Below are 11652 nucleotides of genomic sequence, written 5' to 3'. Positions count from 1 at the left end.
ATCGAATGAAAACGCCCGGCTCAGGCCGGGCGTTTTCGTTCATGGGGTCGGATTCCTTGGCTTCGCAAAGGGCTCTGACCCCACCGGTCATTGCGCCGCGTCGGCCTCGGCCTTGCGCTCACGCGCGGCAGCATCATCGACGGTTTTCTGCACGCCCTTGGCGCGGTCCAGCGGCTCCTGCATCGCATGCGACATCGCTTTGGGTACCGGTGGCTTCTCCGGGTTCGGCGTCGGCGGACGCTGGCAGGCAACCAGCTGCACGATGGCCAGCAGGGACAAGAACAGGATCAGGATGCGCATGGCGGTACTCCGCGGTGGGCGTTCGCGCAGTGTCGCATCTCCGGCAACGCGCTGCCGTGAGCGCGTATCCTTGCGGCATCGAAACACAGCGGGCGCGGCCCCGGAGGACACATGACCCAGCAACGGTGGCGCCTGGACGGCCAGACGGCCCTGATCACCGGCGCCAGCGCCGGCATCGGCCTGGCCATCGCGCATGAACTGGCGGGGCTCGGCGCCGATCTGATGATCGTCGGCCGCGATATCGACATGCTGGAGACCGCGCGCGACGAACTGCTGGATGTGTATCCGCAGCACCAGGTGCATGCGCTGGCCGCGGACGTCTCCGATGACGAGGACCGCCGCCAGATCCTGGACTGGGTGGAAGACCACAGTGATGGCCTGCACATCCTGGTCAACAACGCTGGTGGCAACGTCACCAAGGCAGCCACGGAGTATTCCGAGGACGAGTGGCGCAAGATCTTCGAGACCAACCTGTTCTCGGCCTTCGAGCTGTCGCGCTACGCGCATCCGCTGCTGGCCCGGCACGCGTCGTCGTCGATCGTCAATGTCGGCAGCGTGTCCGGGCTGACCCACGTGCGCAGTGGCGTGGTCTACGGCATGACCAAGGCCGCGATGCACCAGATGACCCGCAACCTGGCCGTCGAGTGGGCCGAGGATGGCATCCGGGTCAACGCGGTGGCGCCCTGGTACATCCGCACGCGGCGCACGTCCGGTCCATTGTCGGACCCGGACTACTACGAGGAAGTGGTCAACCGCACGCCGATGCGCCGCATCGGTGAACCGGAGGAAGTGGCCGCAGCCGTGGGCTTCCTGTGCCTGCCGGCGGCCAGCTATGTCACCGGCGAATGCATCGCAGTGGATGGCGGTTTCCTGCGCTACGGCTTCTGATCATGCGGTGGTAGTGCCGGCCGCTGGCCGGCAACCACGAGATCTTCAGGTGATTGCAGTTGCCGGCCAGCGGCCCGCACTACCGCATGGCAGTCACCCCGGTACCGGGCAGTTGCTGGCCTCCAGCACGCCCTGCAACCGTTCGCGTTCGCCCCGGGCCTTGTCGCGGTTCTCCGGTGAGGCGAACCGCTCGCGGCCACGTGCGTCGCGGAAGCGTTGCTGCCAGCTGCTGCAGCGCTGCGCTTCCGGCAGTTCCTCGCAGCGGTCGCGCACCACTTCGCAGCCTGCAGCATTGACCGGTGTGGCGCCGCCCAGGCCCTGCACGGTCATCAGTTCGCAGCGGCCGGGGGCAGCTTCGTATTCGTGCAGGTAGCCACCGCCCTGGCTGTCGGTGCACTGGAAGATGGGCGGCAGCGGCGGCTTCGGCGGCGCATTGCTGTCCGGCGCGGCATCAGCCTGGCGTGGCAGCGATGCACTGTCGAGTATCAGATCGCCGCCTTCGCGTTCGACCATGCCGGCTTCCATGATCGTGCGTCCTTCGCCGGGGCGGCGGGGGCTGGGCGCGGAAGCCGGCGGCATACCCGCCGCCGCCGGTTCGGGTGGCGACGGCACAGGGGTCGGCGTGGGCGGCGCACTGGCAGCGGCCGGAATCCGCACCACCTGCTGCTTGCTGCCGGCAGGGCAGGGCGTACGTTGCAGGGTGGGCACATCGCTGTTGCTGGAGGTGCAGCGGTAGATCACCCCGTCGTCGGCCACTGCGTTGCCGGCGAACAGGCCCAGGGCCAGCCAGATCAGGTTCTTCATGCGCACAGCGTACATGCCACGGCAGGTGCTGCGCTCAGCGGTCGCAGTCCCGCGACAGGCGTGCGTCGATGCCACGCTGTTCGTTGCTGATGGCAGTACGCTCGCTCTGCAGCGCACTGTTGTAGCGGCGGTCCAGTTCCCAGCGGCGGTCGCGCAGGCGCGCGCAGACTTCCTGCGGCGGCAGCGCATGGCAGCTGTCGCGGACCAGCACGCTGCCGGCCGGAACCTGCACACCGACACCCACCGCGGGCGGCCGGTAGCCGGTTCCTTCACCGATGGGGGTGCCGACCGGCGTGCCGAAGGCCGGGCGTGGGCCGGGATGGACCGGGCCGTGGTGCCCGTGCGGAAGCCAGACGCTGGTCCACAACGGTACCCAGCGCGGATTGCCCTCGTTGTTGTCGCTGGTATAGCGGCGACCGTCGTCGCTCACGCATTCGTACAACGGTTGTGGTGGCTGGAGGTAGACGTGGCGGACCTCACGATCACGCATCACCGGAACCTCGTCCGGCCGGGCGGGTGCCGCGTCGCTGCGCACCACCCGGGGGGCCGGGTCGCGCGGGCGCTGCAGGTCACGCACTTCCTGCCGGCCACTGCTGCAGGGCTTGTCCTGCAGGGCCACGGCGCCGTTGCTGGCGACACAGCGGTACACGCGCACGTCCTCGGCGGCGGGTGCGGTCCATGGCAGCAACAGGCACAGGCCCAGGGCGGTGCGCAGCAGGTTCATGGCGGCAGGGTGCGTGATTGTCCGCGGCAGTGCAATCGTCCGCTCAGGAGCGCAGCACGTTGCCGCTGAGCGCGTCGCGGATCGGGGTCGGTTGGGCCAGGCCACCGGTCTCGCCATCGAGCAGGCCATCGAGCAGGCGCAGCAGGCGCGGATCCAGCTCGGCGCGACTGCGTGCCGGCGGTTCACCTGCCAGGTTGGCGCTGGTGGAGACCAGCGGCCCGCCCCAGGCGCGGCACAGGGCGGCGACCAGTGGGTGGGCGCTGATGCGTACGGCGATGCCGCTGTGTTCACCGGTGACCCACGGTTGGGCGCGCGGACCGGCCGGCAGGATCCAGGTGTTGGCGCCCGGCCAGCTGGCCAGAACCGCACGCTGGCGGGCGTCGGGCAGCGCCTGCAGGCGGACCCAGCCCTCCAGCTGCGACAGTTCGGCGGCGACCAGGATCATGCCCTTTTCGATCGGGCGCTGCTTCAGCCGCAGCACCGCGTGCACCGCGGCTTCATGTGACGGATCGCAGCCCAGGCCCCAGACCGCCTCGGTCGGATAGGCAATCACGCCACCGGCGCGGAGCGTGGCGACAGCAGAGTTCAGGGTGAGTTCTTTCATGACGGCGACCGGCCCGGCGTGGGCGTCCATTATCCCCCCGCCGCGTGCAGAAGGGGTGGAACGCACCCACTCGGTAGTGCCGGCCGCTGGCCGGCATCCGACGCTTCCAGGTGTTGCCGGCCAGCGGCCGGCACCGCCCCTCATCCGCGCATGGCGTGGATCTACTTCTTTGCAGCGGTCTTCTTGACGGCCTTCTTCGCCGGTGCCTTCTTTGCGGCAGCTTTCTTCACAGCCTTCTTGGCCGGCGCTTTCCTGGCCGCGGCCTTCTTCGGCGCTGCTTCCTTCTTCACCGCAGCCTTCTTGGCCGGTGCCTTCTTCGCAGCGGCCTTCTTGGCGCCGAAGCCCTTGCGCACCGGCTTGCCGGTTTCTTCCATCAGCTGCTGCACTTCAGCCAGGGTCAGCGATGACGGCTCGCGATCCTTGGGGATCTTGCCGTTCATCCTGCCATCGCTGATGTACGGGCCGAAGCGGCCGTTCAGCACCTGGATGTCGCTGCCCTCGAACTCCTTGATGATCCGGTTGCGCGCGATCTCTTCCTTCTCTTCGATCAGGAATACGGCGCGGGCCAGGTCGATGGTGTACGGGTCGTCTTCCTTCTTCAGCGAGGCGTAGGTGCTGCCGCGCTTGGCGAACGGGCCGAAGCGGCCGATGCCGACGCTGACCGGCTCACCATTGTCCTCGCCCAGTGCGCGCGGCATCAGGAACAGTTCCAGCGCGTCTTCCAACGAGATGGTGTGCATCGACTGGCCGGGGCGCAATGAGGCGAACTTCGGCTTTTCCTCGGCGTCCTCGGCGGTGCTGCCGATGGCGGCATACGGCCCGAAGCGACCCAGCCGCACGCTGACCGGCTTGCCGGTCTTGGGGTCGGTGCCGAGCTCGCGCGCGCCACTGGCCTCGGCGCGGTCGACCGATTCCTTCTTGTCTTCGACCAGTTCCTTGAACGGCTCCCAGAAACGGGCCATCAGCGGGATCCATTCTTCCTCACCGCGCGAGACGGCATCGAGCTCGTCCTCAAGCCTGGCGGTGAAGTCGTAATCCACGTACTGGGTGAAGTGGCTGGACAGGAACTTGGACACCGCGCGGCCCACGTCGGATGGGCGGAAGCTGCGGCCTTCCATTTCCACATACTTGCGGAACAGCAGGGTCTGGATGATCGAGGCGTAGGTCGAGGGACGGCCGATGCCGTACTCTTCCAGCGCCTTCACCAGCGCCGCTTCGGTGTAGCGCGGCGGTGGCTGGGTGAAATGCTGTTCGGCCAGGATGCGTTCCAGCGGGATGCGGTCGCCCGGCTTCATCGCGGGCAGCTTGCGGCCCTCATCCTCGTCCTCGGCGCTCTTGTTGTCCTTGCCTTCCTCGTACACGGCCAGGAAGCCGGGCACGACCACGGTGGTGCCGCTGGCGCGGAACACGTGTTCGCTGCCGGCCGACAGGTCGACGCTGACCGTGTTGAGCGTGGCCGGGATCATCTGGCAGGCCACCGCACGCTTCCAGATCAGCTCGTACAGGCGCCGCTCGTCGTCGGTAAGGAACCGGGCGACCTGCGACGGGGTGCGCAGGGCCGAGGTCGGGCGTACGGCTTCGTGCGCTTCCTGGGCGTTCTTCGACTTGGTCTGGTAGGTGTTGGGCTGGTCCGGCAGCGAGGCGATGCCGTAGTCGCGGGCGATCACGTCGCGGATCTCCGCCAGCGCGTCCTGCGACAGGTTCACCGAGTCGGTACGCATGTACGAAATCAGGCCGACGGTGCCTTCGTCGCCGATGGCCACGCCTTCATACAGCTTCTGCGCCACCTGCATGGTCTTGCGGGTGGTGAAGCCGAGCTTGCGCGAGGCTTCCTGCTGCAGGGTGGAGGTGGTGAACGGCGGCGCCGGGCGGCGCTTGCGCTCCTTGCTGGCGACGTCGGTGACGTGCAGCGAGCCCTGCGCGGCCTGCTGGATGCGCATGCGCGCCGCTTCAGCGGTGTCGCCATCGGTGACGGTGAACTGCTCGAACTTCTGCCCGTCCAGTTTGACCAGCTTGGCATTGAAGTGCTGGGACGGGTGCGCGCACTCGGCAGCGATCGACCAGTACTCGCGGGCGATGAAGGCTTCGATCTCTTCCTCGCGCTCGACGATCATGCGCAGCGCCGGGCTCTGCACGCGGCCGGCAGACAGGCCGCGCTGCACCTTGCGCCACAGCACCGGCGACAGGTTGAAGCCGACCAGGTAGTCAAGTGCGCGGCGGGCCTGCTGGGCGTCGACGAGGTCGCTGGCGATCGCACGCGGCTGGCTGATCGCTTCCTTGATGGCGCGCGGGGTGATCTCGGTGAACACCACGCGCTGCATCGGCTTGTCCTTGACCAGCCCGCGTTCCTTCAGGATCTCGGCGATATGCCAGCTGATCGCTTCACCCTCGCGATCCGGGTCGGTTGCCAGCAGGATGTCGTCGGCGCCCTTGGCGGCCTTGGCGATCGCATCGACATGCTTTTCGTTCTTGTCGATCACGTCGTAGTGCATGGCGAACCCGTTGTCCGGGTCGACCGCGCCTTCCTTCGGAATCAGGTCACGCACATGCCCATACGAGGCCAGGACGGTGTAGTCCTTGCCGAGGTATTTGTTGATCGTCTTGGCCTTGGCCGGCGATTCGACGATGAGCAGGTGCTTGGGCATGGCAGCAGTGTCTGTGGGGCGAGCCGCAGGGAAGGGGCCGCTAGGGTGGAGCAAACGGCCGCATTAGTGAAGCGGCCACGGACAAATCAATACGCTGAACGCCCGGTAGTGTGCCGGGCGTTCAGGTTTCACCTTATTAGAGGAATCACGCCCGGCCAGCCCCTGTCAAGCAGCCAGACGTGAGGATGGCCGTTCATGAGGCCATCTTGGCGATGAAGCCGACCGCAGCCACCAGCAGCACCAGGCCCGCCACCGTCAGCAGGCCGGTCAGTACCAGGATCACGATGGTGACCGTACCCAGCTCATGGCGCTGCAGCTGCGGCTGGTCGGTGTAGGCCCAGCGGTCGACCACCAGGGTGTCGCAGATCATGTCGTGCAGGCCCTGCTTGCGCTCGGTGAAGGCGGCCATCAGGAAGCCGATGCCCAGGGTGAAGCTGCTCAGCAGCATGGCCCAGTAGCGACCGAAGGCGCGGCCACGGGTCAGGCGGTCACCATTGCTGCGCACGACCTTGATGCCGACCGCCATCTTGCCCAGCGTGGCGCCGCCCTGCGAGGAATGGAACCAGGTGTAGTAGGCCACGCCGATGACCATGTTGATCAGCGCGCTGGCCAGCTGCGCGACGATTTCGATGGAGGTCTCGCCACTGCCCACCGCGCCCATGCTGGCGCCAAGCACCACGCCGATGATGGCGCCGATGATGCCGCCCGGCACGGCCAGCACGAAGTAGTCGATCATGTAGGCCGCGACGCGCTTCCAGAAGCCGGCGTAGACCACCTCGCCGCCGATCACCGGCCGCGCGCCACCGGCAGCGGCGGCGGCCGGTGCGTTGTAGGGTGAGCTGCTGAGCGCGCCCGTGCCAGGCAGCGGCGCAGTGCCGTTGTCGATGGCGGCGTAGTCGCTGCGCAGGTCGAAGCCGCCACTGGCAGTGGCGGTGCTGGCGTCGGCCAGCGTCTGCAGGCCCAGTTCATCGACCACCTGGCGCAGTGCAGCCCACTGGGCCATGCCTTCGCGCCAGACCAGGGTGTCCAGGTTCAGTTCGCCGCGCTGGAAGCGCTGGCGGATCTCCTGGACCGACAGCGGGCCCTGGCGTTGCTGTCCTACGGCGTAGTACCACTCAGTCATTGCATGTTCCCTGTTGGATCGTCCTTGGAGGTGCTGCCGTGCGCGTGGCTCAGCCGCGGCATGACGTCGGCAGGTACTTGTCGTCGCTTTCACCGCTGCATTCCCAGCGGCCGCTGTCGCGATCATATTCCAGCCACAGCAGGTCGCCATCGAGGCTCTTGCCGGGCACGGCCAGCGTTGCTTCGATGCCACAGTGGCCGTTGTTGAAGCGGCCGATGTTCACCGCCGACAGGCCGGCCTGGGTGAAGTCACCCGGGGCCGGGAAACCGGCATCGTTGGCGCCGGGGCAGCGGCCTTCATCGTCGGCGAAGTGCTGCACCTGCTGTTTCAGCGGCTGCAGGGCATTGACCGCAGTCGCGATCCTGGCACGCACGGTGTAGTCGTTGTATGCGGGCAGGGCGATCGCCGCGAGGATGGCCATGATCGGTACCAGTACCAGCAGCAGGCCGCCGCCGATGATCGCGGTCAGGGCGCAACCGGAGAGCTTCTTCTTCGGCGGCGGCAGGACCCCAGCCGCCGCCTGGGTGGCATAGGGCGTGGACGGCGGCAGTACAGGCGGCTGCGGCGGAGGCGGGGCCACCGGTTCCGGTTCCGGCTCGGGTGGCTGGGCCGGCGCAGCAACGTCCAGCGCCGGCACGATCAGGCCCAGCTCGTCGACAACGGTGCGCAACGGCTGCCATTGCGGCAGGCCGTCGCGCCAGACCAGGGTGTCCAGGGAGATCTGGTTGTTTCGGAACAATTCGACCAACTGTTCCGCCGGCAGCGGGCCTTGCTGCCGGTTGCCTTCTGCATGGAACCACTCGCTCACGGGGACGCTCCTGAATGCGCTATGCCCCCAAGTGTACGGTCAGTGAAGGGGTTCTGGCTCGTCCATGAACATCTGCGTCTCCATCCAGGCATAGGCCGCTTCGGAGCCGGGCTGGTTGAACAGCACCATCAGCACGACCCATTTCAGGTCATCCAGGTCCAGTTCGTCCTGGTCCAGGGCCATCGCCCGGTCCAGCACCAGCTCGCGCTGGTCGGCGTCGAGGATGCCGTGCTGTTCCAGGTACAGCAGGAAGCCGCGGCATTCCACATCCAGCTTGTCCAGCTCGGGGCCATGGTAGATGCGCACGGGGCCATCGACCCGCGCCTGGGCCACGCTCGGCCGCTGCGCGGCCAGGGCATCGAGCCAGTCGAACGCCTTGTTGATCTCGGTGGGGCTGAAACCGGCCTGGATCAGGCCGTTCTGCAGCGAATCGCGGTCACGGATCAGGTCCGCATCTTCGCTGAAATAGTGTTCAAACAGGTACAGCAGTACATCCAGGATGCTCTCTTTCATTGCCCCTCGGCCTGCGTCGCGCGACGCTGTGGAGGTGAAGAAACTAGGGAGTTCGACAGTAGCGGCCGTGTACGCACACCACGATTCCCGCCAGTTCCATGGCCAGCAGCATGGAGGACACCTGGGGCGCCGTCAATCCACAGCGCGTGATCAGTGAATCCATACCGCTTGGGTTGTGGTCCAGGGCTCGCCACAAGCACTGGTAGTCAGGGTCGTCGGCCCAGCGCGCCGGCAGGAGGGCCGGCAGTGCCTGTTCAGTGGGGGTGGACAGCCGCGATTGCAAGCCCGGCAGCTGCAGGCGAAGGGCAGGGGCGAGCAGTTCCAGAACCTCCTCGGGGCGCTCGACCAGCGCCGCGCCCTCGCGGATCAGGCGGTGGCAACCAGCCGCGCGCGGGTTGAGCACCGACCCGGGCAGGGCACAGACCTCGCGGCCTGCCTCGGCGGCCAGGCGCGCGGTGATCAGCGCGCCCGAACGCTGCGCGGCCTCGACCACCACGGTGGCCAGCGCCAGCCCGGCCACCAGCCGGTTGCGCGCGGGGAAGTGACCTGGGCGGGCCGCCGTACCCGGCAGGTACTCGCTGAGCACCACGCCCTCGGCGGCGATGCGCGCCTGCAGCTGGGCGTGGCTGTCCGGATAGGCGCGGTCAGGGCCCGTGCCGATCACCGCCACGGTGCAGCCACCGGCCTCGAGCGTGGCCTGGTGCGCAGCCGCATCGATGCCTGCGGCCAGGCCGCTGGTCACCGCCAGGCCCGCTTCGACGAAACAGCCGGCAAAACGCGCGGCCAGTGCGCGCCCGCCCGGGGTGGGGGAACGGCTGCCGACCAGCGCCACCGACGGGCGCCAGGCCAGGCTTGGGTCGCCGGCGACGAACAGCGCCAGCGGCGGGTTGGGCACCTCCAGCAACGATGGTGGAAAGGCCGGATCGGTGCAGGGCAGCAGGTGATGGTTGTCCTGTTCCAGCCAGCGCAGGGCGGCTGCACGCGCCCGGGCGTCGGGACGTTCCAGCGCGGCGCATTGCTCCGGCGTGCAGCCGTGCGCGCGCCAGTTCGCCGGGCCTTGCGCGATGGCGGCTTGCGCACCGCCCGCGGCCTGCAGCAGGGCCCGTCGTGGCGCCAGTGCGCCTCCCGTCATCAACAGGCGCAGCAGCGCCTCATATGCATGCGTGGTCATCCCCCACTATCGGCCGCACACAACAAAGGCGCCCTAGGGCGCCTTCGCACGTGATCGTCAGGTTTTCCCGCAGACGCCTGCCGGGCAGCGGCCGGCACGCCCGGCAACGGTTACTTCGCGTCCGGGTGCAGCGCGTTGTAACCGACCTGCACCGGCTTCACGCCCTGCATCACCAGCGCGTAGCTGACGTTGTCGAAGGTACGGAACACCATCGCGTGTGCGGCATACTCATCCGGCAGCGAGACCCGGCCCGCGCCGGTGCTGAGCGAGTCGTCCATGCGCGAGGAGTTCGGGTACTTCATGCGGTGCGCCACATGGCGGCCCGGGCGCCACAGCGAGAACACGGTGCCGTTGTCCACGCCCTGGGCACGGCCGGCCGAGATCGCGATCACGTCGCGCGGGCCACCGGCATTGAACATGTCGGTGACGGCCAGCACGCGCACGTCCACACCCTCGACACCGGCAGCGGGTACATGAGGGATGAACTGCAGGTCGTACGGCTTGGCTTCGACCGGCACCAGGCGGTCACCGGCGCGCACTTCGCGGCCGCCGACGTTCTTGTCCAGCACCAGCGTGGAGGCCTCGACCTTGCCGCCGGCAATCTGGGTGATGGTGCCGGTAGCGACCTGGGCCAGCTCGTAGCCGAGCACGCCACGGCGGGCGTTGGGCGCGTTGTAGGCCTTCCACAGGTTGCCGCTGCCCGGGGTCACGTCGCCATTGGCGGTCAGGTCTTCGGTCGGCTTGGGCTGGGCGTACCGTACGGTCGGGCGTACCACGGCCCAGCGCTGGCCCACCTGGGCATCGGCCAGGCGCACGTAGACGGTGTCACCGCCGGACACGCGCAGGCGGCTGTCCTCCAGGCCGACCACGTAGGGCAGCTGCTTGATGCTGTCGACAACGCTCAGCTGCTTCAGGAACGGCTCGACCTGGGCCAGCGGAATGGCGTCGATCGGGGCCTCCTGGCGCGGGCCGGCCTGGGACACGGTCACCCGGTCCAGGTAGGCAAGGCTCAGCACGTCACCTGGATAGATCAGGTGCGGGTTGGCGATCTGCGGATTGGCTTGCCAGATCTCCGGCCACAGCCAAGGCTTCTGCAGGAAACGTGCGGCGATATCCCACAACGTATCCCCTTTTCGGACCACATAGGTGTCCGGGTGCCCGCCATTCACTTCCACGGCGGTAGCATAGGCAGCCACGGTCAGCATCGCCGCGGCGACGACCGTACGAAAACGAAGCAACATAGGTGTGAAGCCCTGATTCCCCAACAGGTCCACGCACTATAGTCCAGAAACCGGGGCGCAAGGCAAGCGTTGGAGCTAGAATCTGCGACGTATGCCGGCGTGCCGGCCCCCTATCCGGAAACAGCCATGGCCCTTCTCCCCATTCTCGAGTTCCCCGATCCGCGCCTGCGTACCAAGGCTGCGTTGATCGACGCAGCCGAAGTCACCACGCCGGCCTTCCAGGAACTGATCGACAACATGTTCCAGACCATGTACGACGCCCCGGGCATCGGCCTGGCGGCCACCCAGGTGGACGTGCACAAGCGCTTCATGGTCATCGATGTCAGCGAAGAAAAGAATGAACCGCATGTGTTCATCAACCCGGAAATCGTCGCCAGGGACGGGGGCCGGGTGTACCAGGAGGGCTGCCTGTCGGTCCCGGGCATCTTCGCCGACGTCACCCGCGCCGACACCATCACCGTGAAGTACCTGGACCGCAACGGCCAGGAACAGCAGCTGGAGGCCGGTGAAGTACTGGCCACCTGCATCCAGCACGAGATGGACCACCTGGACGGCAAGCTGTTCATCGACTACCTGTCGCCGCTCAAGCGCGAGATGGTCCGCAAGAAGCTGGCCAAGCAGCGCAAGCACGTGGCGTGATCGCCCATCCGGGCCGCCCTTCGGGTGGCCCGTGCCTGCGCGACGCGCGCGGGCTGCACGGCGCCGGCCGACGGCGCCGTTTTCTTTCCTGCACGAATCCATCCTGCAAGTGGGGTAGCCATGAGGATTGTCTTTGCCGGTACGCCGGAATTCGCGGTGTCGTCGCGGGGGGGGGGGGGGGGGGGCCCCCCC

Annotated in this window: 12 protein-coding genes; 2 read left to right on the top strand and 10 right to left on the bottom strand. The window is 67.7% G+C overall.

Features of this window, described 5'->3' with window-relative positions:
• Positions 1-87: 87 nt before the first annotated feature.
• Positions 88-300 carry a hypothetical protein gene (locus ACM0O9_RS12350; protein WP_279946154.1) on the bottom strand — a complete coding sequence of 71 codons (213 nt, stop codon included), beginning with the start codon at positions 298-300 and terminating at the stop codon, positions 88-90.
• A gap of 111 nt (positions 301-411) precedes the next feature.
• Between ACM0O9_RS12350 and ACM0O9_RS12345 the strand changes: the two genes are divergently transcribed.
• Positions 412-1188 (top strand): SDR family oxidoreductase, encoded by a 777-nt coding sequence (locus ACM0O9_RS12345; RefSeq protein ID WP_005419635.1) that lies wholly within the window; start codon positions 412-414, stop codon positions 1186-1188.
• Positions 1189-1281: 93 nt separating this feature from the next.
• Here ACM0O9_RS12345 and ACM0O9_RS12340 read toward each other — a convergent pair whose 3' ends face one another.
• The 9 genes from ACM0O9_RS12340 to ACM0O9_RS12300 all read right to left on the bottom strand — a co-directional run bounded on the left by ACM0O9_RS12340 (position 1282) and on the right by ACM0O9_RS12300 (position 10821).
• Positions 1282-1992 carry a hypothetical protein gene (locus tag ACM0O9_RS12340; RefSeq protein WP_197598661.1) on the bottom strand — a complete coding sequence of 237 codons (711 nt, stop codon included), beginning with the start codon at positions 1990-1992 and terminating at the stop codon, positions 1282-1284.
• A gap of 34 nt (positions 1993-2026) precedes the next feature.
• Positions 2027-2716 (bottom strand): DUF4124 domain-containing protein, encoded by a 690-nt coding sequence (locus tag ACM0O9_RS12335; RefSeq protein WP_235649060.1) that lies wholly within the window; start codon positions 2714-2716, stop codon positions 2027-2029.
• 43 nt (positions 2717-2759) lie between these two features.
• Positions 2760-3350, bottom strand: coding sequence for an L-threonylcarbamoyladenylate synthase type 1 TsaC (tsaC, locus tag ACM0O9_RS12330; RefSeq protein ID WP_235649061.1), 591 nt, complete (start codon positions 3348-3350; stop codon positions 2760-2762).
• A 131-nt stretch (positions 3351-3481) separates the two neighbouring features.
• Positions 3482-5965 (bottom strand): DNA topoisomerase I, encoded by a 2484-nt coding sequence (locus tag ACM0O9_RS12325; RefSeq protein ID WP_235649062.1) that lies wholly within the window; start codon positions 5963-5965, stop codon positions 3482-3484.
• Between the two features lie 193 nt (positions 5966-6158).
• Entirely contained in the window at positions 6159-7088 is a 930-nt protein-coding gene (locus ACM0O9_RS12320) for an RDD family protein (RefSeq protein ID WP_065178799.1), read from the bottom strand.
• 49 nt (positions 7089-7137) lie between these two features.
• Positions 7138-7896: a pilin gene (locus tag ACM0O9_RS12315; protein WP_049411898.1), complete on the bottom strand. Its 759-nt coding sequence runs from the start codon at positions 7894-7896 to the stop codon at positions 7138-7140.
• A 39-nt stretch (positions 7897-7935) separates the two neighbouring features.
• On the bottom strand, positions 7936-8409 hold the full coding sequence (locus ACM0O9_RS12310; protein WP_005419622.1) for a DUF494 family protein: 474 nt from the start codon (positions 8407-8409) through the stop codon (positions 7936-7938).
• 43 nt (positions 8410-8452) lie between these two features.
• Positions 8453-9580 (bottom strand): DNA-processing protein DprA, encoded by a 1128-nt coding sequence (dprA, locus tag ACM0O9_RS12305; RefSeq protein WP_414604280.1) that lies wholly within the window; start codon positions 9578-9580, stop codon positions 8453-8455.
• Between the two features lie 110 nt (positions 9581-9690).
• The gene (locus ACM0O9_RS12300; RefSeq protein WP_414604279.1) at positions 9691-10821 is read right to left on the bottom strand and encodes a LysM peptidoglycan-binding domain-containing protein; all 1131 of its coding nucleotides are present in this window, start codon (positions 10819-10821) and stop codon (positions 9691-9693) included.
• Positions 10822-10947: 126 nt separating this feature from the next.
• Between ACM0O9_RS12300 and def the strand changes: the two genes are divergently transcribed.
• Positions 10948-11460: a peptide deformylase gene (def, locus tag ACM0O9_RS12295; RefSeq protein ID WP_005419619.1), complete on the top strand. Its 513-nt coding sequence runs from the start codon at positions 10948-10950 to the stop codon at positions 11458-11460.
• The last annotated feature ends 192 nt before the right edge of the window (positions 11461-11652 follow it).

Origin of the sequence: Stenotrophomonas sp. FR012, assembly GCF_047520565.2 — a bacterium.
Classification (GTDB): Bacteria; Pseudomonadota; Gammaproteobacteria; order Xanthomonadales; family Xanthomonadaceae; genus Stenotrophomonas; species Stenotrophomonas sepilia.
This window is presented reverse-complemented; position numbering and strand designations above follow the sequence as displayed.

What these genes read in the sequence shown, in the direction of transcription:
- ACM0O9_RS12345 (WP_005419635.1), top strand. Translation starts at nt 412, where the DNA reads ATGACCCAGCAACGGTGGCGCCTGGACGGCCAGACGGCCCTGATCACC.
- ACM0O9_RS12310 (WP_005419622.1), bottom strand. Translation starts at nt 8,409, where the DNA reads ATGAAAGAGAGCATCCTGGATGTACTGCTGTACCTGTTTGAACACTAT.
- ACM0O9_RS12325 (WP_235649062.1), bottom strand. Translation starts at nt 5,965, where the DNA reads ATGCCCAAGCACCTGCTCATCGTCGAATCGCCGGCCAAGGCCAAGACG.
- ACM0O9_RS12340 (WP_197598661.1), bottom strand. Translation starts at nt 1,992, where the DNA reads ATGAAGAACCTGATCTGGCTGGCCCTGGGCCTGTTCGCCGGCAACGCA.
- tsaC (WP_235649061.1), bottom strand. Translation starts at nt 3,350, where the DNA reads ATGGACGCCCACGCCGGGCCGGTCGCCGTCATGAAAGAACTCACCCTG.
- ACM0O9_RS12320 (WP_065178799.1), bottom strand. Translation starts at nt 7,088, where the DNA reads ATGACTGAGTGGTACTACGCCGTAGGACAGCAACGCCAGGGCCCGCTG.
- ACM0O9_RS12350 (WP_279946154.1), bottom strand. Translation starts at nt 300, where the DNA reads ATGCGCATCCTGATCCTGTTCTTGTCCCTGCTGGCCATCGTGCAGCTG.
- ACM0O9_RS12335 (WP_235649060.1), bottom strand. Translation starts at nt 2,716, where the DNA reads ATGAACCTGCTGCGCACCGCCCTGGGCCTGTGCCTGTTGCTGCCATGG.
- dprA (WP_414604280.1), bottom strand. Translation starts at nt 9,580, where the DNA reads ATGACCACGCATGCATATGAGGCGCTGCTGCGCCTGTTGATGACGGGA.
- ACM0O9_RS12300 (WP_414604279.1), bottom strand. Translation starts at nt 10,821, where the DNA reads ATGTTGCTTCGTTTTCGTACGGTCGTCGCCGCGGCGATGCTGACCGTG.
- def (WP_005419619.1), top strand. Translation starts at nt 10,948, where the DNA reads ATGGCCCTTCTCCCCATTCTCGAGTTCCCCGATCCGCGCCTGCGTACC.